We start from the raw sequence: 22,190 nt of genomic DNA, 5'->3' as shown, positions 1-22,190 counted from the left end.
CTATCCGGGTGACCCGACCCGAGCCAACCCCCTCGCCCCGCCGCCGGGAACTCCTGGAAGCGGCCTACGCCCATGCGCTGCGCAGCGGCCTGGTCGACCTCTCCCTCCGCCCCCTCGCGGAGGAGATCCACTCCAGTCCCCGGGTGATCCTCTACCTCTTCGGCAGCAGGGACGGACTCATCCGCGCCCTGCTCGCCCGTGCCAGAGCCGATGAACTCGCGCACATCCAGCGGATCGCCGGTACCCACCAGGGACCCGGCGGCCTGCAGACCGCCGCCCGGGAACTGTGGCAGTGGCTCAGCGACGACACCCACCGCGGCCTGCTGAAACTGTGGGTGGAGAGCTACGCCCGCTCCCTGACCGACCCGGACGGACCCTGGGCCGCCTTCGCCCGGGACACGGTCGACGACTGGCTCGCCCTGCTCGCCGCCGCCCAGCCCGCCGCCCTGCGGGAGACCGAGGCCGGACTCGCCCAGCGCACCCTGGTGCTCGCCGTGCTGCGGGGAGCAATGCTGGACCTGCTCGCCACCGGCGCCACCGCGCGCACCACCGCGGCCGTCCACCTCCACCTGGCCCAGGTGGGGTGACGCCGACCGGCGCCTCACCGGCGCCGGTGCAGCCTCGCGCCGGTCGGCGGTCATGGCCACCGGTCACCGGCGACCGGTAGCCGGTCACCCGCCGACGGCCGCGGACGAAGGCCTCGCCAGCTCCTCCAACGGGTCCGTCCGGGTCGGCGTCCAGCCGAGTTCCCGGCGCGCCCTGGCGCCGGTGAGCTGCTGGTCCAGCGCGAACGCCTCCGCGATCGGGCCCATCCGGGTGCGGGCCTCGTCCAGGGTCAGCGTCTCGATCCGGCCGGGGCATCCCGCCGCCCGGCTGAGGGCGAGGGTGATGTCCGCCAGCGTCGGGTTCTGGTCGCTGACCGCCGCGTAGACCGAACCGGCCGGGGCGTCCAGCGCCGCGGTGTAGAGCTCGGCCAGGTCATCGACATGGATCAGGGCCCAGTGGTTGGCGCCGTCGCCGATGCAGGGGACCGCGCCGGCGGTGCGGGCGGGCTCCGCGAAGAAGGTCTGCGCCAGCCCGCCCGACCGGCCGTAGACCAGGCCGGGCATCAGCAGCACCGGGTGTCCGCCCTCGTCCGCGCGGGCGAGCACCTCCCGCTCGTTGGCCGGCCGCCAGGCGGTGATGGCAGGGGGGTTCAGCGGTGCGTCCTCGTCCACCGTCCCCTTGGTGTCGCCGTAGACCCAGACGCCTCCCGTGTGCACATAGGGGCGGCCGCCGGCGCCGTCCTGCAGGGCGGCCGCGGCCGCGCGGTCCACCTCGGCGGTGTCGCCCCCGAGGTCCGAGCCGAGGTGGATCACGGCGTCGGCCTGCCGTGCCGCCTCGCGGAGCACCTCGGTGTCGGTGAGGCTGCCGTGCACCGGTACGGCGCCCAGGGCCGCCACGGTGTGGGCCGCACGGTCGCTGCGGGCCAGCGCGGTGACGGTGTGGCCGTGCCTGATCAGTGCGGGGATGGTCGAGCGGCCGATGTAGCCGGAGCCGCCTGTGAGGAGGACCTGCATGGTGACGTGGTTCCCTTCCGCGTGCGGAGCTGTGCGTTCTGCTCTCCTCCACGGTGGCGCGGAACCCCGGCGGCGGTCCAAGACCTCTTCCGTCGGCTGTGGTGTCCTGCGGGTATCACCGCAGGTGGCGCCCTATGCATGCGCCGCCGCCAGGTCCGCGAACTCCTCAAGCAGCGGCGCGGCCCGGTCGGCGCTCCAGGCCAGGCAGACATCGTTGGGACCGAGGTCGCCGACGGGGACGTGGGCGACCTCGGCGTGCCCGTAGTAGACCGCCGTCGACAGGGGCAGCACCAGGACGCCACGGCCGGCCGCGACATGCTCCAGCTTCTCCTCCACGCTGCGGAAGGCAGGCCGCACGGCGGAGCCGTCGTCCTGGGCACGGCCGGTCAGGTCACGCCACTCGGGCACGGCGTCGGGGTCCTGCAGCAGCCGCTCGTCCGCCAGGTCCGCGACCGCGATCGAGGCCCGATCGGCCAGCCGGTGACCGGCGGGCAGCACGGCGACCCGCGGTTCACTGAAGAGCGGGCGCAGGCGCAGGCCCCGCCTGTTGACCGGCAGCCGTACATAACTGACGTCCAGCCGGCCGTCGTGGACGCCCTCGACCTGGTCGTCCCAGGAGGTGCGGACCACCTCGACCCGCAGCTCCGGATGGCGTGCGCTGAACGACCTGACCGCCGCGGTCACGGTGATCCCGGGCATGAAGCCCACGGTGAGCACAGCCGTGCCCAGGGCCGCCTGCCGCGCCCTGTGCTGCAGGGCCCGCGCTGCGGCCAGCAGCGGACGGGCGTCCTCCAGCAGTTGCAGGCCCGCGGCGGTGAGCTCGGTGGACCTGCGGTCGCGGCGGAAGAGCTCCGCGTGCAGTTCCTGCTCCAGGGCGCGGATCTGCCGGGAGAGCACCGGCTGGCTGATGTGCAGCCGCTCCGCCGCCCGGCCGAAATGGCACTCCTCGGCCACGGCCACGAAGTAGCGCAGTTTGCGCAGGTCGACATCCACGGGGCGCCGCCACCTCCTCCGCGTCCAGCGTAGGCGCGGCGGGGGCTCGCCCGTCGGGGAGGGCACCGGCCCCCGCCGGGAGCGGATCCGCCCAGGGGCCGGGCGGCGCCGCGGCGCTTCGCCGGGGCCGGGGCCGCACCCGCCCGGCGCGGGCATCCGCCCCGGCTCCGTGGCGCGGCACCGCACCTGGCACCCGCGGCCGTTCAGGACCCGTCGTACGGTCACGGCCGCTCACGAGTCCGCGACACCTGGGCGGCGGACCGTCGGGAGGGTGTCGCGACGCTCGACGGCGGGCCGATCAGTCGGCCCGGGGGCCTTCGGTGGGCGGGTTCGGCGAGATCGTGTGACGAGCTCTGAGTGTCTCCCGGGTGGTGCCCACCAGAAAGCCCGCTGCGAGCAGCCCCGTCACGATCGAACCCTGCAGAACTCCGTCGGCCTCCCGCCCGTCGAGGTAGGCGACGCTGCGGACCTCGGCGGGGTGCGCCGGGTTGTAGACGACGGGGATGCGCGCTCCCGGCCGCGCGTCGTCCGCCGAGTCGGACCCGATGTCGACCTCGGCGCGCACGGGGCCGGACGGCGTCCCGAAGCGCACGGCCACGGAGAGCACCCGGCCTTCCTCCGACCGGTCGGTGATCTCGACGACGGTCGCGTCGGTCCTGCTGCCCTGCTCCCGGAGGTTCGCCAGCAGCTGGTACTCCCCACCGGCCTGCCGGCCCATGTATCCGGCGATGGCGGCGAACACCAGAAAGCCCCCGGCAAGCAGGCGCACCCGGGCCCAGCGGGGGGCCACCAGCCACGACTGCGGACCGAGCCGCAGCAGCGCGGCCACCATGCGGGCCGGCGAAGGGACGTCCCAGCCCCGGCGGCGTACCAGCCGGTGGACACCGTCCGCCGCGGCCAGTGCCACCACCCAGCCGAGCAGATACAGCCACACGGGCCCAAGTGGCCCGAACGCCAGCCACACCGCAAGGGCCAGCACGACCGCAGCCGCCCGCCATCCAAAGGGACGGCCGTACTCCTCCTGGCCGCTACCCGGCACGGATCCGCGCTCAGCCATCTGCGCCTCCCACCCCGTCACGGGAAGAGACTCACCGGCAGCCGCACCGGTTGCAGTGGTGCGGGGTTCACGGTCCCCGGCGCGGGCCCGATCCGGGTGGCGCGTACGGCTGCACGGAGACGGACCCCCGCGCTCGGCGTCCTGTGACACCTTTCTCCAGGCGCCCTGGCAGGGCTCGGGGCCGCGCACACGGCTCCGGACCTGGGCGCACCGGTGGGATCTCCGCCGGGGCCGACGGCGCCGGCCCGCAGCGGCGGCCGTACCGGCTCCGCCCGCGATGCGGTGACGTTCCGTCAGGCGGAATTGTCGAGCGGGTTGGCGGCCATCCTGGTGGCGAGGCCCGACCGCACCGAACCGGCCGCGGAACTGTCCGGCTTGCGTGCGGCCTGGGACTGGAAGCACACCAGGAACCGCTCGGCGAGGTCCAGCCGCGGGTGGCGTTCCAGCACCTCGGCCCGGAAGCCGGCCGGGAAGTCGTCCGCGTCCCGGCCGGTGATCTCCAGGGCGGTGGCCCGGTTCAGCAGATGTCCCTCGGGGTCCAGGGACACCTCCACCGTCGGCCACATATGGCGGACGATCATGTCCGACAGACGCCTGCGGCGCTCGGCCGGCCACCCCGCACCGGCCGCGAAGACCTGGGCGACATGGCCCCCGGCCTCCTCGAACGCGACGGTGTGGCTGTCGAACTCCGGGACCAGGCCGAGGTCGTGGAAGAGCGCGGCGACGTAGAGGAGTTCCGGGTCGAAGGGGATGCCGTCCACCACGCCGCGGGCCGCCGCCCACACATAGGCGCGCAGCGAGTGGTTGAGCAGCGCGGGGGAGTGGTAGGCGGTCGCCACCTCGAGGGCGGCGGCCGCCGTGGCACCGTCGGGGAAGGGGAGCGCGTCGAGCGACGTACGGGTCACCGGGGGCCTGTTTCCGTGGAGCTGTCGGACACGACGCGGATGATGGTCCTGCCCGGACTGCGGCGGCCGGGGGCGAAGGCCGCCGGCGCTTCGGCGAGCGGGCGTACCTCCCCGATGACCGGCTTGATCCGGCCGTCCCGCACTCGCTGCGCGAGGTCGGCAAGCCGGGCCCGGTCGGGTTCGACGACGAAGAAGACGGCCCGCCCGTCCGCCGGCCTGACCGTGGGCGGCGCGGCGATGGTGACGAGGATGCCGCCGGCGCGTACCAGGGCGGCCGAGCGGTCGAGGACCGTGCCGCCGATCACGTCGAACACGACGTCGACCTCCCCGGTGTCCTCCAGCCGGTCCGCCTGCAGGTCCACGAAGGTGTCGGCACCCAGGCCGAGGGCGGTGTCCCGGTCGGCGGCCCGCCCGGTGGCGATCACCCGCGCCCCCGCCCCGTGAGCGAGTTGCACCGCGATCGAGCCGACGCTGCCGGCGGCGCCGTGCACCAGGACGGTCTGCCCCGTCCGGAGCCGGCCGTGGTCGAAGAGGCCCTGCCAGGCGGTCAGCCCCGCGATCGGCAGTGCCGCGGCCACGGTGTGGTCGATGTCCGCGGGAAGCGGGGCCAGGTTGCGGGCCTCCACCGCGGTGTACTCGGCCAGCGAACCGTCACGGGCCCAGTCGCTCAGGCCGAAGACCCGCTGGCCGACGGTGAGGCCGGTGGTGCCGTACCCCAGCTCGGTGACCACCCCCGACAGCTCGTGTCCGGGCACGCTGGGCGTACGGTCGCGCCCGGCGCGGTCGGTCCACGTCGCGGGCCAGGTGAGTTCTCCGCGGGTGAACCCCGCGGCGTGCACGCGGACCACGACGTCGTTCTCGGCGGCATGGGGAGGGGGCAGTTCCGCCAGGGTGAGTCCGGCGGCGCCGGCGTCACGGTCGCGGGCGATGATGGCTTGCATGGGCGTTCCGTTGGGGGCTGGGCAGCGGGGATCAGGCACTGTGGATGCCCGCCCGGGTCGACGGGGCACCGGATGTGCCGTGATCTCGACCGTATGCCCCAGCAAGTCCATCCGCGTGGGCCATTTCCGAGGCGGCGGGCTGAGCCACTTGCCAGCCCCCCCGGTGGGGCCGGACAGCCGGGTGCGGAGGCCGTCGACCCGGCGGGGGCGTCGGGTGGGCCTGCCCGGTGCTGCGCTGGGCCGGACGCATCGGTAGCCGGGCACCGCTGAGCACCGGTGGAGGACACCGGAGGAGGCGACCGCCTGTGCGGTCCAGCTCGGGCCGGCCGGGGCGCATCGCCGTCACGGGTCGCCTATGAGTACGGGCAAAGCCGCCGCGTACGGGTGAGCGAGCACGGCAGGGCACTGAAGGACACGACACGGCCGGAAGCCGCATGCCGGAGAAGGGTGCCCGGACCCCACCCGTGCGGGGGCGCGCGGCGGGAGGCGGACCGCCGTCGTCTGCGAGGCCCTGGCGTACCGTGCCGGCGGGCGGGGGTGGTTACTCGCTCGCCGCGCAGGTGCTGAGCGCCGAGACCGCCTTCTGGACCTGACCCGGGAGGGTCTTGAGGTCGGGGCTGCGGTTGTTCCTGGCGCCGTCGGCGAGGCCGCGGTACACGGTGCCCAGCTGCTTGGCGGCCTGCTTGGCCTCGGGGTTCTTGATGTCCTCGGCGTCGGCGGTGAACTGGTCGGCGGCGTCCTGGAGGTCGGCTGCGGCCTTGTTCCGGTCCTTGGCGTCGGCGGTGATCTTCTTGCCGACGGCGGTGATGTGATCCATCGTCGCCCGGCAGGGGCCGCCCTTGCCGGGGTCGGTGGCATACGCCCGCGGGGCACCGGTCGCCGGGGTCGCGGACGGGGACGAGGACGTGGAGCCCGCGGAGGAACACCCCGCCGTCGCGGTCAGTGCGAGCGCCGCCAGTGCGAGCACGGCCCGTCGTCGCCCCGCAGTCCCTGCCATGATCAGCCTCCTGTGATGGTTCAGCCGACGGAGTTGATCACATGGGTGATCAGCTGGTCAAGCTGCTTAATTTGCCTGAGCAGAGCAGAAGTTGACTATTGCTTTGCTGATCATGGTTCCTATACGGTGCACTCGATTTTTTGGATCTTGCGGGCCAAGCGAGGGCGGGGCTGTGTTCTCAGGGCGTACCGGCCGGATACGAGTTGCTTCACGCACAGCGACGACCGCTGTGGTGTTCGCGCTCGCGGCTTCGATGGTTGGGGCCACCACGGGACGGGCGGCCGCGGCGGCGGCGACAGCCGTCACGGCCACCTCCGCCGCGACCGGCGATCTCGACGCCCGTGTGCAGGCGATGGACGACGCCGCGAAGGCCCGCGGCGACCAGGCCATGTTCGCCAACATCATGCACAACGGCGGACCTGCCATGAAGTCCGCAGCCGGCGAGCAGCTGTCCGGCCGCGACCAGGGCCCCTGGCCGGGCTGGAACGTCTTCCTGGGGTCGCGCTCCAGGGACGTCGTCCTGGACACCGACGGATCCGAGAGCGACAACTCCGCCCTCGCCGAGGGCATCGGCCCCGTCGCGCAGAGCGCCTCGGCCACCATGCCCAACGGCCACCTGCACCAGGTGATGCTGACCCGCGACGGCAGCGTCTACGACGACGTCCGGTACCCGGACGGCACCTGGACCGGCCCGATCCTGGTCGACGGCGGCACCACCACCAGGGCGGTCGCGGCGGCCGCCCTGCCCAACGGCGAACTGCACATCGAGCTGCTGTCCGACGAGGGCAAGGTCACCGAGCGGCTGTACCAGCCCAGCGACTACCCGGGCTGGTACATGCTGGGCGGCGGCACCAACCGGGTGCTGTTCGACTCCCTGCCCGGCAAGGTCAAGGGTGTGGCGGTCACCGGCACCGCGAACAGCGATCTGTATCTGGCGCTGCTGACCGGCGACGGCAAGGTGTGGAGCAACGTCCGCCACAGCAACGGCAAGTGGGACGGCGTCGGCACCGCGGACGCGGGCAGCACCCCGACCTCCGCCGTCGCCCTCGCCACCGCGCCGGGCGGCGAGGTGCACCTGGACCTGCTCGGCTCCGACCATGTGGTGCGCGACCGGGTCCGCGGCTCCGACGGGACCTGGGCGGCGGCCACGGTGGTGGACTCCACCGGCAAGGCCCGCGCCCTGTCGGCCGTCGGTGCGACCGGCGGCCAGCTGCATGTCGCCACCCTCACCGACACCGGGACCGTCGCCGACAACGCCCTGCAGAGCAGCGGAAGCTGGACCCGCTCCACCCTCGCCGCCCCGCACGCCACCGCGTTCTCGCTGGCCGCCCTGCCCACCGGAGAACTCCAGCTGCAGGTGTCGGCCGACGACGGCCGGCTGTGGCACACCGGCCGGGCCGCCGACGGCAGCTGGAGCAAGCCCTATGTGGTGGAGGGGGCCTACGGACACGCCGCGGACCTGGCCACCGCCGCGCTGCCCAGCGGTGACCTGCACCTGCTGACCCTCGCCGACGACGGCACCGTCTGGGACCAGGTCCGCACCTCCGGTGCCAACGCATGGGGCGAAGCCCTCAGCGGCTCGGTCGAACTGGACGACTCCGGCCACGCCGCCGCGATCGCCGTCGCCGCCGCCCCCGACGGCGACGTGCACGCGATCGTGCTGGACGACAGCCACACCGTGCGCGACTGGACCGGCCACAGCGACGGCAGCTGGTCCGCGGCCTCGGTGGCCGACAGCAGCGGCACCGCCCGCGGCGTCTCCGCCGTGGTCGCCGCCGACGGCACCGAGCACATCGCGGTGCTCAGGGCCGACGGCACCGTCACCGACACGGCCCGCAAGGACGGCGGCGCCTGGACCACCACGGCCGTCACCACCCCCGCCGCCCGCGCGGTCGCCGTCGCGGCCACCACCGACGGCGCCGAGCACGTCCTCGTCGCCACCTCGGACGGCAAGGTCCACGACACCGTCCGCACCGCCGACGGCACCTGGAAGGCCCCGGCTGTCGCCTCCGACGGCGCGTACAAGGCCGACACCCTCGCCGCGACCGGCCTCGCCGACGGCACCCTGCACATGGTCGCCCTGGACACCGCCGCCGGCACCTACTCCGGCCACCTGCTCCAGGCCAACGGCAAGTGGACCGTGGACACCGTCCAGTACGGCTGGCCGCTGGCGTACGCCAAGAGCGTGTCGGTCACCCAGCTGCCCAACGGTGAACAGCACATCAGCGAGTTCGCCAGGCCCTCCGTCGACGACGCCTTCAACCTCGACAGCCATGCCGCGGACGCCTACGACCTCAACCGCGAGGCCTCCGACTCCGGGCTGGAGGACTTCACCAGGCCGTATGCGACCTCCGCCGACTTCGCGCTGCCGCAGTACGACACCGACGTCACCAACTACCTGTCGTCCAGCGGGGTGTTCCAGCGAGACTGGCTGAAGCTGTGGGCGACACCGCCGGTGGTCAAGGCGAGCCAGGAGGCCCAGGACCGGGTCACCCAGATCGTGCAGGAGCTGATCGCCGAGAACGGCGGCACCGACCCGTACGGCATCTACACGATGATCGGCGCCTCCACCAACAGCGGGTCCGCCGACGACGTGCGGCGCTTCATCCAGTACCACGGCATGCCGACCGTCGCCCCGGCCAAGGGCACCCCGGAGTTCCGGGTGGAGGTCGAGGCGCTGAAGGCCCGCTGGGCCAGCGGTGACACCTCCAACCCGCTGGACTGGAACAACGTCCTGGTCGAGGCCGAGGAGACCGCCTCCGCCGAGTGGACCGCCGAGCTGGACTCCCAGGCCGAGCAGCGCAGTGACATCCTCAAGGCCGAGCTGACCGCGCTGAACTCCATGGAGACCGGCGCCCGGGCGACCCACCAGGCCCTGGGCTACGGCTGGGCCGCGAGCCAGATCCTCACCTGGCAGGCCAACCCGGACAAGCGGCGCAGCAACACCCGGACCGTCGCGCAGGCGCAGGCCGACCTGGCCACGCTCAAGGACCTGATCGCCCAGCAGGCCGGCATCGCCCACCAGGCCGCGGACGACACCAAGGCCGCCGCCGCCTCCGTGGATGCGGCCGTCGCCGCCGCCGACAAGATCGCCGACGACAACGGTGACCCGCGCGGCCGGGGGCTGTACTACGCGGTGCAGTCCGCGCAGGTGACCAAGGCCTCCGCCGCCGCGGCGCAGGCGACCGCGCATGCGCTGGACACCGCGGTCGCCGCCGCCGGCGCCTCGGTCACCGACAGCGGCGCCCTGCTGGCCGACGCACAGGCCCAGGCCGCGGCCGCCCGCACCGAGTTCCTGCGTGAGTCGGCCCAGCAGTCCGCCAAGGACGCCGCCGACCTGGCCGCCACCGCCAAGACCCGCGCCGACCAGGCCGCGGCCGCGGCCGCCGACGTCGCCGACGCCAGGACCGAGGCCGAGCAGGCCAAGGCCGACGCCACCGCCGCCCAGCAACGCGCCACCACCGCCGCGGCCAACGCCGAGACCGAGCGGCAGAACGCCGTCGCGGCGAAGGCGGACGCGGAGACCCAGCGCGGCAAGGCCGCCGACGCACTGAAGGCGTCCCTGGAGAAGGGGAAGACCGCCGCGCAGAAGCGGGCGGACTCCGACACCGCCGCGAGCGACGCCCGCAAGCTGGCGTCGCAGGCGAAGGAGGCCGCCGACAAGGCCACCGTGGCGCGGGAGAACGCCGCCGCCGCGCAGCGGGCGAAGAACGTGGCGGAGGCCAACGCCCAGGCGCTGGCCGCCGTCGCGGTGGCAGCCCAGGGGACGTCGTCCGCCGCCGACGCACAGGCAGCCGCCGACAAGGCCGCCCAGGCGGCCGTGCAGGCCGCGGCCACGGCGCAGCAGGCCGGCACCGACGCCGGTGCGGCCACCGACGCCTCCGTCGCCGCCCGGGCCGCGGCCACCAACTCGGCCGCCGCTGCCGCACGGTCCGCCACCTGGGCCGCCGACGCCGACGCCAACTCGCTGATCAGCTTCAACGCGGCGATGCAGGCCGAGTCGGCCGCGGCCACCGCGATCGACAAGGCGGAGAACGCCGCGAAGAACGCCGTCGACGCCGCAGGGGACGCCTCCAAGGCGGCACAGGCCGCACTGGCCGCTAAGTCCAAGGCCACCCAGGCCGCTCAGCAGGTCGATGCCGCGCTCACCGCGGCCGCGACGGCCGCCGGGCAGGCGTACGCCGCCGGCCAGGCCGCCGACGTCGCCCGGGACGCCGCCGCGCAGGTGGCCGCGCCGGCTGCCGAGGCGATCGAACTCGGCGCGCCGTACGCGGAGACCGACTCCTCCGCCGGCCTGGCGACCCTGATGTCGCAGGGGGCGCAGAGTCTCGCGCAGCAGCAGACGGCCGCCGCGGCCGCCGTCGCCGCCCAGGCCCAGGCCGCCGCCGAGCAGGCTCAGGCGGCCGCCGACGCGGCCACCGGGGACGGGAAGCTCGCCGCGCAGGCGGCAGCCGACGCGGCGGACTCCGCCGCCCAGGCGGCTGCCTCCGCGGGTGCGGCGCAGCAGTCGGCCACCACGGCCGGCGTCGACGCGGCGGCCACCAAGGACGCTGCCGCCGCGACCGCCGCCGCCGACGCGGCAGCTCAGGCCCAGTCCAAGGCGGCGTCGGACTCCGCCCAGGCGGCCTCCGCCGCGGCGCAGGCCGCCGACGCCGCGGCCAGTGCGGGGGAGAAGGACGCGACGACCGCCGCGGCGACCGCTGCCAAGGCCGACGCGGACGCCAAGAACGCCCAGGACGTGGCGGACAAGGCGGCGAAGGACGCGGACGCGGCCGAAGCCTCCGCAGCCACGGCGCAGGACGACTCCGAGCAGGCCGAGCAGTCCGCGGCCGCGGCTGAGGAGCAGCTGCGTCAGGACGAGGCCGCACTCGCCGCCCAGGTCGCGGCGGCGCAGGCGGCCGCCCAGGCCAAGCACGACCTGGACGCCCGGGCGAAGCTGATGGACCAGCAGGCCCAGATCCGGACCGGCCGGGAGAACCTCGCCTATCTGCTGCACGTCGGCGGGGTCGCCTCCAAGACCCTCGCCACCACCCGGCTGGCCGGGCCCGGACAGGCCGGTTCGTCGCAGTGGCTCTGGGACCAGCAGGTGTGGGACGCCTGGAACGCCGACGTCCAGGAGGCGAGCGACCAGGCGGAAGGGATGGCCGCCCGCACCGACGAGCGGCAGGAGACCGTCTGGAAGTACTTCACCTCGGACTTCGCCAACATCGAGCCGGAGTACGACACCGCCGTCACCCAGTTCCTCAACCCGGGCAGCGTCTACCAGCGGATCTCCCAGGCGGTCGGCTGGGGCGGCGCAGCCCGGCTGCCGCAGGCCAGCCAGGCCGCCCAGGACAAGGTCACCGAGATCCTCAAGAAGAAGATCGCGGAGGGCGACCCGTACGGCTGGTGGTCGATCATGCTGAACCACCAGCAGTGGCGCGGTACGGCCGACGACGTCCGCCGCTTCATCCAGTACGACGGCTACCCGACCGTCGCTCCCGAGAAGGGCACGCCCGAGTTCCGGGAGGAGGTCGAGAGCCTCAAGACCCGCTGGGCGAGCGGCGACCCGACCAACCCCGAGGACCCCAACCAGGTGATGGTCGAGGTCGAGGAGGTGGCCTCGGCCGAGTGGGAGGCCGAGTACGCCGGCCAGGCCCAGCAGCGCACCGACATCGCCAACGCGGAGATCAAGGCGCTGAACGCCCTGCAGTCCAGTGCGGTGGCGATGCATGACGCGCTGGGCAACGCCTGGGTCGCCAAGAACCTGATGGAGGCGGAGACCGACCCGAACAGCGCCTGGAACACCTTCATCAAGGACTGGCCCACCACCATGGGCGGGAACTTCTCGCCCGACGGCAAGCCGGTCTCGGTGACCGCCGACCTCGACACCGTCAAGCAGCGCGTCGACGCCCTGTCGGCGACCACGACCCAGAACGCCAAGGACGCCAAGTCCGCCGCCGACAAGGTCACCGCGGCGCAGGCCGCCGCCGCTCAGATCGCCGCCGACGCCGGTCTCCCGGACGGGCGGGGCCTGTCGTACGCCAATGAGTCGGCCCAGGTCACCAAGGCCGCGGCCGCCGCCACCCAGGCGACCTCGCTGGCGATGCAGACGGCGGTCGCCGCGACCAACGCCACCGTCGCCGACAGCGCCGCCCTGCTGGCCAACGCCAGCGCCCAGGCGCACGCCGCCCGGGCCGCCTATCTGCGCGCCACCGCCCAGGACAGCGCGCAGAAGGCCGAGGCCGACGCGGTCGCCGCCCAGGACAAGGCGGACGCCGCCGCAGCCGCGGCGGCCGTGGTGGCCAGGGACAAGACGAAGATCGCGGATCTGGAGACCAGTTCCAAGGCCGCGGTGGTCCGCGCTGCGGACGCCGCCGAGACCGCCGAGAAGGAGCGGCAGAACGCGGCCGCGGCCCGTGCCACCGCCGAGTCCGAGCGCACCAAGGCGGAGGCCGCCGACGCCGACGCCCAGCAGAAGGCGCGCGAGGCCGCGGACCGCGAGTCCGCCGCAGCCGCCGACGCCGACACGGCCGCCGACCGCGACGCTGCGGCACGGCAGGCCGAGAAGGACGCGGCCACCGCCAGGGCCACGGCGGAGACCGCCCGCAAGGCGATGGACGCGGCCAGGGCCAGGTCGGCCGCCGCCGACGCGGCCGCGGCCGCCGCCGCCGGCACCAGTGCGGCGGACGCCGCCGACGCCGCAGCCAAGGATGCACGGGAGCAGGCCGACGCGGCGACCGTGGCCGCTGCCCAGGCCGACGACGACGCCAACGCCGCAAAGGACGCCGCGGTCGCGGCACGGGCGGCGGCCAACACCGCCACCGCGGCCGCCAGCAAGTCCGACGCGGCGGCCAGGACCGCCGACGCGGCCGCGGCCCAGACCTCGGCCAACGCCTCGGAGGGCCATGCCCTCGCAGCCGAGGCGATCGACCAGTCCGAGGTCGCAGCCCGGAACTCCGACGCGGCCAACGCCCTGGCCAAGGACGCCTCAACGGAGGCGGACAACGCCAGGAAGGCCGCCGAAGGGGCCCGCAAGGAGGCCGACGGCGCCGAGGACGACAGCGCCACCGCCTCCGGGCAGGCCTATGCGGCGTCCCAGCAGGCCGAGATCGCCCGCGACACCGCCAACGCCGTCACAGCGCCGGCCAACGAGGCGATCGAACTCGGTATCGCCTTCGCCGCCACCGACGCCACGGCCGGCCTCTCGGTGGTCGTCTCCGACACCGCCCAGACCCTCGCCGAGCAGGAGGTGCAGGTCGCGGAGCTGCGCGCCGACGAGGCGGCGGCCTTCGCGGCGGCCGCCCAGGACGCGGCCGACCGGGCCGAGGGGGACGCCAAGCTCGCCGCCCAGGCGGCAGCCGACGCGGCGGCCTCCGCCGCGAAGGCCTCCCGCGCGGCCGCCGACGCACTGAAGTCGGCGACCCAGGCGGCCTCCGACGCCAAGGTCGTCAAGGCCACCTCGGACCGCCTGGACGACCTCAACCAGCAGGCCCAGAACTCGGCGTTCAACGCCGACTTCTCGGCCCGCGAGGCCGACAGCGACGCGGCGGCCGCCCGTTCCGCCGCCGACGACAGTGAGCAGGACGCCGCCTCCGCCCGCTCCGCCGCCGACCGCGCACGGTCGTCCGCCGCCAAGGCGGACTACTACGCCACCGAGGCGGAGACCTCGGCTGCCGACGCGGACGATGCGGCGGCCAACGCCCGGTCCGACGCCCAGCAGGCCGAGGACCAGGCGGAGGCGGCCGACCAGGCGGCGAGCAACCCGCCGCCGCAGGACGCGGGTTCCTGGGACGACGACGTCCCCGGTCTGGACATCAGGCCCGTCGGTGTCAGGGAAGTCGCCACGCAGACCGGCAACTGCGCCATCTCCACCAGGGTCGGCTACTGCAACATGCCGGCCGACGTCCACTTCACCGGCACGAACCAGTTCTACTGGGTGACCTGTGACGACCCCGACGCCACAGCCGCCCAGTGCAAGGCCTCCGGTCACTACGAAGAGGAGTACATCGACTCCGCACCGATCGACTTCACCACGCACCAGGTGATCGAGTTCCCGGCGTACAAGTTCGCCTTGGGGCTCGTGACGTCGATCGCCTACAGCCTGGTCAGCGACTTCAAGGAATGCGCCTGGGACCACAAGCTCGACAAGTGCGCCTGGGCGGCTGCCGGCCTGGCCCTCCCGTTCGTCCTCAAGGGCGTCTTCAAGGCCGCGTACGTGCTGCGGGCCGCGACGACCATCGGCGACATGGCCGGGATGGAGGCAGGGCTCAACATCCTGACCCAGTCGGCCAAGGAGGCGGGCCTCAGCATCAAGGCGGCGAGCCGGCTGAAGGCCGCTGCCTTCGCGGACTGGCTCAAGAGGTTCCCTGAGGCGCTGGCGTGCCCGGTGCTGCACAGCTTCCCGGCCGGCACCGGCGTGCTGATGGCCGACGGCAGCGTCAAGCCGATCGAGGACGTCCAGGTCGGCGACACCGTCCGGAACGCCGAAGGCGGCGGCGGGCTCCAGGAGCACCGCGTCACCCGGACGTTCACCACCTACACCGACACCGACTTCACCGATCTCACCGTGAGCACGCCCGACGGGCCACGGACGATCACCAGCACCCAGAACCACCCCTACTACAGCCTCACCCGGCAGGACTTCGCCCCGGCCTCCGCACTGGCCGTCGGCGACCTCCTGCAGAGCACCGGTACGGCACCGGTGACCGTCCTGGCGGTGCGCAACTACACCTCCTCGATGGTCACCCACGACCTGACCGTCGACGAACTGCACACGTACTTCGTGCTCGCCGGGGCGACGCCGCTCCTCGTCCACAACGACGTCTGCCCGGTCGGCACCGAGATCGCGATCAACGGCGGCGACCTCGCCACCGCGGCGTTCAACCACCGGGTGAACAACGTCGGACTCCAGCTCAGAAACGTCGCGGCGGCCCGGACCGACACGGGCAGGGTGCTCCTCGGCGTGAGCAACGGCGAGGACCTGCACTCCGAGGACGCCCTCATCAACCAGCTCAAGAGCGGCGAGAAGATCGTCGCGCTGTACTCCGAGCGCCAGCCCTGCCCGCGTTGCGCCGGCAACCTGGCGGACCATGTGACCAGCGATGTCGAGGTGACCTGGTCGGTACCATGGGGCGACCCGGACACCGAGCTGGGCGCGCTGATCAACAAGCAGTCCAACGAGCGGCTGAAGCAGATGCTGCTCAAGGCCTGGCCGTAGCCGCCGTGGGGCGGCCCGACTTCGGGCCGCCCCACCCGGCCGGGGCCGGACCGCGCCGTCCCCGGCGCACTCGCACACCACGACCAAGGAACCGATGTGATCGCACACGAGATCTTCAGGGAAAAGCTCACCGCGGACCTCGTGCGAGCCGGCCTGCCGATCGCGGCCACCTTCGACCCGTCCCTCTCCTCCGGCATCCGCCTGGAGACCGTCGACGAGAGTCTGCCGCCGTCAGTGTTCCTGGAGTGGCGGGTCCATCCCCAACTCACCGACCACTTCCTGAGCCTGGGCCCCGCGGAACTGCTGAGCGACCCGCGTGTACAGGCGATGCAGAACACGCGACGGGCGATGCACACCGCCGTCACCGCCATCCTGGAGTTCGCCGGCTACCAGGTGCGCGAGGCCGAGGGCGAGCAGGCCGGGGCCCTGGTCGTCAGCCGGGCGGACTCGGCACCGCGATGACCCGTCCTCCCCATGGGAGGTCCACGCCGCCGATCCCCGCACCCTCCACCGGGTGCGGGGATCTCTCATGAGAGGCACCGCCCCGGGCGACCGGATCCGACGCTCCGACCGATGAGCGCGGCGCTGCGCGCATGTCCGGACGGACGGTGCCGCCTGCCGTGTTCCCGGCGCACCCCGTAAGCGCATCCCGACCGCACCGACCGTTCCCCGGCGGGGCACCTGACGGCCCAGCGGACGGACCACCCGGCCCGTCCGCCCCGGGGACGGCCCGAACCAGCGCACTCACCCGGGTGTTGTCAGTGGCCGCCGGCAGGATCACCGGCATGACGCACACCATCGAGGGGTGGCGGTCCTTCCTGGCGCGATGGTGGGTGCGGACGGTGCGGCGGGAAGCCGCGTCCCCGGTTCCGCTTCGAGGGCGGCCCGGCTGGGGCGCGGCACGTACGGGCGACCCGCGTGCCGGTCACCGGCCCGGTGGGCGGTCAGGCGCGCTGCCCCAGGTAGCCGTGGGTGACGATCCGGCGGGCCGATTCGCGGTAGTGCTGTCCGGGATCGGCGGGAAGCTCCGTCCCGAGCCCGTTGACATAGCGGTTGTACATGCAGAAGGCGGCTGCGATCAGCACCGTGTCGTGCAGGTCCGCGTCCTGCGCACCCGCCGCCCGAGCAGCGGCGACCGCCTCGTCGGAGACCGGCGCCACCTCCGCCCGCACCTCGTCCGCGACCTGCAGCAGCGCGCGCAGGCGCGCGTCGATCGGCGCCGTCGAGGGGTCGGTGAGCACGGCCTTGACCAGTTCCTCGCCACCGTCCAACTGCTCCGCGGCGAAGGCACCGTGCGAGTCCGCACAGTAACGGCAGGCGTTCCGCTCCGACACATACGCCGCGATCAGCTCACGCTCGCCGCGCGACAGCGGAGAGGGTCCGCGCAGCAGCGTCTCCGCCAGCAACATCAGCGGCTGCGCGGTGTCCGGCCGGGTGGCCAGCAGACCGCCGATGCCGGGGACGGGCGCTTTGATCGAGACATGCGGCACGGCGGTCTCCTTCACATGCGGACGGCAGCGGCAGCCTACTGGCCGGGCCCGCGCCGGTGGAACGTACCTGCGGCAGGCAGCGGCTGCGCCTCGGCGAGGCATCGGAGTGTCGGGGCATCGGGGTGGGGAAGGTGGAGGTGGTGCGGCGCCGGGGTACGGCTGCCACGGGGCTGATCGACTACGCTCCGGTTCAGTCGGAGGGGACGGGATGAGTACTGCGCCGATCGAACCGGTGGCCGGGGGGCAGCCACCGCCGGGGCATCTGAGACGCAGCGTCCCGGCGGCGGGTGTCGGGGTGGCAGCCGCGGCGGGCTCCCTGCTGGCGGCGCGGCTGCTGCTGCACTCCGCCGCCTGCCGGAACGCGCCGGACTTCGGCTGCCTAGGCTTCGCCGTTCTGTGGCCCTACCTCTGGCTGCTGCCGACCTTCCTCCTCAGCTGGGCGGCCCTGTACGCCCTAAGGATCCGCCCGGCCTGGCTCACCGCGCTGCTCGGCACCGCCCTCGGCGTGTATCTGGTCCAGGTCGTCACCGTGGTGCGTGGGCTCGCCACGGGTGCGGAGTACGTCCAACTCCTCTGGGGCGCGGTCGCCTTCGGCCTTGCGGCCTGGTTCACCCGGCTGCGTACGCGCACGCGCGGGCCGTTGTGGCGGCGGGCAGCCGTGGCCCTCGGCCTGGTCCTGCTGGTGCCGTTGAACTCGACCGCAGCCACCCAGGCCGCCCGCAGCAGTCTGGAGAGCAGACTGGCCGACGCCGGTGTCCCCCTGCTCGGGCCGCACCTGCCCGAGGGCTACCACCTGGAGGGCGTCGGCATCGAGGCACCCATGGGCGACGAGGGGCCCACCTTCTACTACCGGGTCTCCCCGGACAGCCCGGGCAAGGGTGCGACCACCATGGCCCAGATGCAGCAGGAGATCCAGGTGTTCGTCGGCCCGGTGCAGCCGGGTTTCACTCCGCCCTCCCACTGCACCGCGCTCACCAGCGGATGGCCCGTGCCGTCGCCCCCGTGCACCCCGGTGGCCCCTGGTGTGTGGCGGCATGCGAACTACCAGTACGTCATGTACTTCGCCCGGGTGGGCGACGCTGTCGCGGTGCTCCAGGCCACCTCGCCCCCCGTGAGCGACACCTTTCTCGGCGAACTCGCCACCACCATGCAGGTCCGGGCGCCGTCGTACTTCACCGGCGGTTGAGGGCCCGCCCTCCCGTATGCGCCCTGCTGGTACACCGTCGGCTGCCGGGTGAAGGGCCCCGCCGGAGGTGGCAGGAGGCGTCGCCGAGCGGTTCGGCACAGTCGACGGGTGGTCAGCTCTCCTTCGTGGTCAGCGTGGACGCGAACCGTTCGAGCAGGTGGGCCAGGTGTGTCTGCTCCTCCGGGGTGAGCCCGGACAGCAGTGCACGCTGATTGTCCAGATGGACGGCGATGAGCTCGTCGGTCAGTTCCACGCCCTCGGCGGTGAGGGTGATGAGACGTCCGCGCGAGTCGCTCTCGGCCACGGATCGGCTGACCAGGCCGCGGGCTTCGAGCCGGTCGACCCGTTTGGTGATCGCACCGGTGGTGACCAGGACGGTCCGGCTGAGATCGCCCGCGGACAGGGTCCAGGGGGCCCCGGAGCGCCGTAGCGCCGCCAGGACGTCGAAGTCGCCGCTGCCCAGGCCTGCGGCCTGGAAGGGCGGGCGCAGCTGCTGGTCGAGTGTCCCGGTGAGCCGGAAGAGCCGGGCGACGACGAGCATCGGCGTCGGGTCCAGGTCGGGGCGCTCGCGCTTCCACTGGTCGACGATGGCCGTGATGGCGTCGGTCTGCATGCCTTCACTATATCTTCCATGGATGATAAATTAACCTTCCATGGAAGATAGCCGTCTCCCGCATGCCGCCGTGCCCGTCGTCTGCTTCATCGACCCCGTCTGTCCCTTCGCCTGGATCACCTCCCGATGGCTGCTCGAAGTGGAACAGCTCGGCGCGATCGACCTGCGCTTCCGGACCATGAGCCTGTCCGTGCTCAACGAACACCGCGAACTCGAACCCTGGTACCGCGAGTTCAACGACCGGGCCTGGGGCCCCGCCCGGGTGTTCGCGGCGACCGAGGCCCTGCACGGCACCACCGTGCTGCGCGCACTCCACACCGCCTTCGGCCGGCGAGTGCACGTGGCGGGCAACAAGGACTACGACGCAGTCATGACCGACTCCCTCAGCGAACTCGCTCTCCCCGCCTCCCTGGCCGACGCCGCACACACCGACACGTTCGATGCCGCACTGCGCGCCGGCCACCAGGTGGCCCAGGACGCGGTCGGCGAGGAGACCGGGACGCCCGTCGTCACCGTGGACGGCGTCGGCTTCTTCGGACCGGTCCTCGACGCCGTCCCCAGAGGCGAGGAGGCACTGCGGCTGTTCCTGGCCGTACGGACCCTCGCCGGAACCGCCGCCTTCTCCGAACTGAAGCGGGGTCGCCGTGCTCTCGACCTCAGCTGACCCCGGCGCCCGCACCCGGCGCCGCCTCATCGCGGCAAGCCTCGCCGCCTCGATCGGCGACGGCATCTACGTACCGCTGACCATGCTCTTCGTCCACTCGCTCACCGGCCTCTCACTGACCTCGATCGGCGCCGGCCTGACGGCCGCCGGACTCTGCGCCCTGGCCTTCATGCCCCTCGCCGGCGCCCTCATCGACCGCTTCAGCGGACGCCGGGTGCTCATCTGTGTCCTCATCCTGCGCGCGGCCGGATTCGCCGCCTACCCGGCCGTGCACTCCTACCCCGCCTTCCTGGCGACCGCCCTGGTCGTCGCGGTGGGGATGTGGGCCTCCTCGCCCAGCCAGCAGGCCCTCATCGGGGACCTCACCCAGGGCGCCGAACGCGAACGGCTGCTGGCGTGGGACCGCAGCCTGCGCAACGCCGGCATGGGACTCGGCAGCCTGGCGGCGGCCGGCATGCTGGCGTGGAACGGCAGTGCCGGATTCAGGGCGGCGGCCATGGTCCTGGCCGCGGTCTTCGCCGTCGCCGCGACGCTGGTCTCCCGGATCCCGGTCGCCCACCGCCGGACCGGGCGACAGACGGACGCCGCCCGGAGCGGATACCGGCAGGTGCTCGCCGACCGGCCCTACCTGCTCATCACCACGGCCAACTTCCTGATCGCCTTCGGCTACACCGCCCAGGCCATCGCACTGCCCGTCTACCTCACCCGCGACGTCGGCATCCCCGACGCCCTCGCCGGGGCAGTGTTCGCCGTCAACACCGCCCTGGTCGCGACACTCGGCGTCCCCGTCTCCCGCCTGACACTGCGCGCCAGACGAACCCGCGCCGCCGCGCTGGGCGCGACCGTCTTCGCGCTCTCCTTCGCCGCCTTCGCCGCCCTCCCTCGTCTCTTCAGCGGCCCCGGCGCGCTCACCGCGGTCCTGGCGGTGGCGGTGCTCTACACCGCCGGTGAACTCGTGCATTCCGCACCGGCCCAGGGCCTGTCCGTCCAGGCCGCCCCCGACCACCTCCGCGGCCGCTACCTCGCCACCTACCAGCTCTCCTGGTCGCTCTGCCGCACCGTCGCCCCCGTCCTGCTGGGCTTTCTGCTCGACGCGGGACCCTGGCGTCTGTGGACGGTCCTGGCCGTCATCGTCCTGGCGGGCGCGGCCGTCCTGCTCTGCGCCGAACGCATGCTGCCGACCCACCTCGTCCGCGCGGCCCATGAGACCGCCGCCACAGCCACCACAGCCACCACCGCCGCAACGACCGCCACCGCAACGACCACCGCCGCCGCAACCACCGCTGTCGCCCCCGCATCCGCACCCGTTGCGGCGTGCCCGGTCGGGCAGTGACCGGCGCCGCCACGGCGGCACCGGCCAGGTCGGACGGTCCGGCGTCTCCTCAGCTCGGCGGGCCATGCACGGAGCTGCTCGTCGTCGTGCAGGAAGGCGCCGGTCCCGTCGGCGGGGAGGTCGATCCCGTGGAGGAGGCCCAGCGCCCACCAGGAGGCGTCGTCCCACACCAGCGCGTCGTCCGTCACCCACCGTGCGGCCCAGCGGTCGGCCTCGTCCCGGGTCAGGCGACCCTCGACAAGCGCGACAAAGCACCGCTCGATCTCGTCGAGCGTCGGCCGGCGACGGGCATCCATGTCCCCGACCCCAGCGGCGAGTCGGGCGTCGGCCGCCGGAGGCCTGAGCCCGGCCGGTCAGGCGGCCGGCCGGAGCCGGCGCGGGCTCGGCCTGGATGGGCGCGGTGAGGTCCACCGCCGGGGCGCCGCGTACCGTCCTGACCTCCGGCCGGCGGAACGGCCCCTCTGCCCTGTGGGCCGCAGCGGCGGGACGCTACGTTCCCCGGCGTGACCACGGCAGCAGGAGTCCCGGGATCGAGCGCCGACGCGCCGGCCGCGGCACCGGCACGGTCCGGCGAGATTTTTTTGCCGCGGGCGCGATGAGTTCCGACTCCACCGCCGGTACGTACTGACGAGCTCGCCGGAACACCCCGGGCGAACCGATCAGCAGGGAGAAAATCCGATGTCAGACAGTCGTACGGAGGACAGGGCCGCCATCCAGGCCGTACTGGTCGACTCCTACAAGGCATGGGAGGCCGGTGACGCCGACGGCATGGTCGCCGACTACACCGAGGACGCGACCGCCATCATGACCGGTTCGCTCCGCGACAGCCGCGACGTGATCCGCAAGAGCATGGCCCTGGCCTTCGAGGGCCCGCTCAAGGGCAGCTCGACCTACAACAGGCAGCTCAGCCTTCGCTTCGTCGGCAGGGACGCCGCGATCGTCGTCAGCGAGTCCGGGATCCTCTTCGCGGGCCAGACCGAGGTCGCGGACGCGGGCAAGGTGAATGCGACCTGGGTCCTGGAGAAGCGGGACGGCCGGTGGCTGATCGCCGCGTACCACAACAGCCCGGTGCTGACGCCGGGGCCGTGAACCACACGCTGCGACCGGCAGTGACCGCGCGGAGTGGCGCCGGGGTCTGAAACCCCTCGACTCCGGTCGAACGCAGTGAAGCCCCCGGGGAGGAGGCCTTGACCCACCCCCGGGGGCTTCACACGCGTGGGGACCGTCGGAACGGCGGGGGAGGGTCGTACGGG

At 73.5% G+C, this 22,190-nt stretch carries 15 protein-coding genes; 7 read left to right on the top strand and 8 right to left on the bottom strand.

Going from position 1 to position 22,190, the window contains the following annotated elements; translation table 11 throughout:
- The first annotated feature begins 8 nt into the window (after positions 1–8).
- Positions 9–587 carry a TetR/AcrR family transcriptional regulator gene (locus AOK09_RS21500; RefSeq protein WP_055588856.1) on the top strand — a complete coding sequence of 193 codons (579 nt, stop codon included), beginning with the start codon at positions 9–11 and terminating at the stop codon, positions 585–587.
- 84 nt (positions 588–671) lie between these two features.
- Here the strand turns inward: AOK09_RS21500 and AOK09_RS21495 are convergent, their stop codons facing one another.
- The 6 genes from AOK09_RS21495 to AOK09_RS21470 all read right to left on the bottom strand — a co-directional run bounded on the left by AOK09_RS21495 (position 672) and on the right by AOK09_RS21470 (position 6,452).
- Positions 672–1,559, bottom strand: a complete 888-nt coding sequence (locus tag AOK09_RS21495; protein ID WP_055588855.1) for an NAD-dependent epimerase/dehydratase family protein — start codon at positions 1,557–1,559, stop codon at positions 672–674.
- Positions 1,560–1,691: 132 nt separating this feature from the next.
- Complete coding sequence (locus tag AOK09_RS21490; protein ID WP_055588854.1) at positions 1,692–2,552, bottom strand: LysR family transcriptional regulator; 861 nt, start codon at positions 2,550–2,552, stop codon at positions 1,692–1,694.
- Positions 2,553–2,850: 298 nt separating this feature from the next.
- The gene (locus AOK09_RS21485) at positions 2,851–3,609 is read right to left on the bottom strand and encodes a DUF3592 domain-containing protein (RefSeq protein WP_079063287.1); all 759 of its coding nucleotides are present in this window, start codon (positions 3,607–3,609) and stop codon (positions 2,851–2,853) included.
- A 293-nt stretch (positions 3,610–3,902) separates the two neighbouring features.
- Complete coding sequence (locus tag AOK09_RS21480) at positions 3,903–4,514, bottom strand: HD domain-containing protein (protein WP_055588852.1); 612 nt, start codon at positions 4,512–4,514, stop codon at positions 3,903–3,905.
- Entirely contained in the window at positions 4,511–5,455 is a 945-nt protein-coding gene (locus AOK09_RS21475) for an NADP-dependent oxidoreductase (protein WP_055588851.1), read from the bottom strand. Before AOK09_RS21475 ends, AOK09_RS21480 begins: the two co-directional genes overlap by 4 nt.
- A gap of 541 nt (positions 5,456–5,996) precedes the next feature.
- A complete protein-coding gene (locus AOK09_RS21470) occupies positions 5,997–6,452 on the bottom strand; it encodes a hypothetical protein (RefSeq protein WP_157875983.1) in 456 nt (151 codons plus the stop codon).
- Positions 6,453–6,705: 253 nt separating this feature from the next.
- Here AOK09_RS21470 and AOK09_RS21465 point away from each other — a divergent pair, with 253 nt between their 5' ends.
- Together AOK09_RS21465 and AOK09_RS21460 are read left to right on the top strand one after the other, a co-directional pair.
- The gene (locus AOK09_RS21465; RefSeq protein ID WP_157875982.1) at positions 6,706–15,651 is read left to right on the top strand and encodes a polymorphic toxin-type HINT domain-containing protein; all 8,946 of its coding nucleotides are present in this window, start codon (positions 6,706–6,708) and stop codon (positions 15,649–15,651) included.
- A 96-nt stretch (positions 15,652–15,747) separates the two neighbouring features.
- Positions 15,748–16,113 carry a hypothetical protein gene (locus AOK09_RS21460; RefSeq protein WP_055588848.1) on the top strand — a complete coding sequence of 122 codons (366 nt, stop codon included), beginning with the start codon at positions 15,748–15,750 and terminating at the stop codon, positions 16,111–16,113.
- A gap of 482 nt (positions 16,114–16,595) precedes the next feature.
- Here AOK09_RS21460 and AOK09_RS21455 read toward each other — a convergent pair whose 3' ends face one another.
- Positions 16,596–17,141 carry a carboxymuconolactone decarboxylase family protein gene (locus AOK09_RS21455; RefSeq protein WP_055588847.1) on the bottom strand — a complete coding sequence of 182 codons (546 nt, stop codon included), beginning with the start codon at positions 17,139–17,141 and terminating at the stop codon, positions 16,596–16,598.
- 208 nt (positions 17,142–17,349) lie between these two features.
- Here AOK09_RS21455 and AOK09_RS21450 point away from each other — a divergent pair, with 208 nt between their 5' ends.
- Positions 17,350–18,327 carry a hypothetical protein gene (locus AOK09_RS21450; protein WP_157875981.1) on the top strand — a complete coding sequence of 326 codons (978 nt, stop codon included), beginning with the start codon at positions 17,350–17,352 and terminating at the stop codon, positions 18,325–18,327.
- Between the two features lie 112 nt (positions 18,328–18,439).
- On the opposite strand, the gene AOK09_RS21445 is transcribed toward AOK09_RS21450, so the two are convergent.
- On the bottom strand, positions 18,440–18,940 hold the full coding sequence (locus AOK09_RS21445) for a MarR family winged helix-turn-helix transcriptional regulator (RefSeq protein WP_055588845.1): 501 nt from the start codon (positions 18,938–18,940) through the stop codon (positions 18,440–18,442).
- Between the two features lie 40 nt (positions 18,941–18,980).
- Between AOK09_RS21445 and AOK09_RS21440 the strand changes: the two genes are divergently transcribed.
- From AOK09_RS21440 to AOK09_RS21430, 3 genes are all read left to right on the top strand, one after another.
- Positions 18,981–19,604, top strand: coding sequence for a mycothiol-dependent nitroreductase Rv2466c family protein (locus AOK09_RS21440; RefSeq protein ID WP_055588844.1), 624 nt, complete (start codon positions 18,981–18,983; stop codon positions 19,602–19,604).
- The gene (locus AOK09_RS21435) at positions 19,585–20,937 is read left to right on the top strand and encodes an MFS transporter (protein WP_055588843.1); all 1,353 of its coding nucleotides are present in this window, start codon (positions 19,585–19,587) and stop codon (positions 20,935–20,937) included. The genes AOK09_RS21440 and AOK09_RS21435 overlap by 20 nt, the downstream gene beginning before the upstream one ends.
- A gap of 678 nt (positions 20,938–21,615) precedes the next feature.
- Positions 21,616–22,026, top strand: a complete 411-nt coding sequence (locus tag AOK09_RS21430; protein ID WP_055588842.1) for an SgcJ/EcaC family oxidoreductase — start codon at positions 21,616–21,618, stop codon at positions 22,024–22,026.
- The last annotated feature ends 164 nt before the right edge of the window (positions 22,027–22,190 follow it).

This window comes from Peterkaempfera griseoplana (assembly GCF_001418575.1).
GTDB classification, from domain to species: Bacteria; Actinomycetota; Actinomycetes; order Streptomycetales; family Streptomycetaceae; genus Peterkaempfera; species Peterkaempfera griseoplana.
The sequence above is the reverse complement of the archived record's forward strand: the minus strand, read 5'-3'. Positions and strand labels throughout refer to the sequence as shown.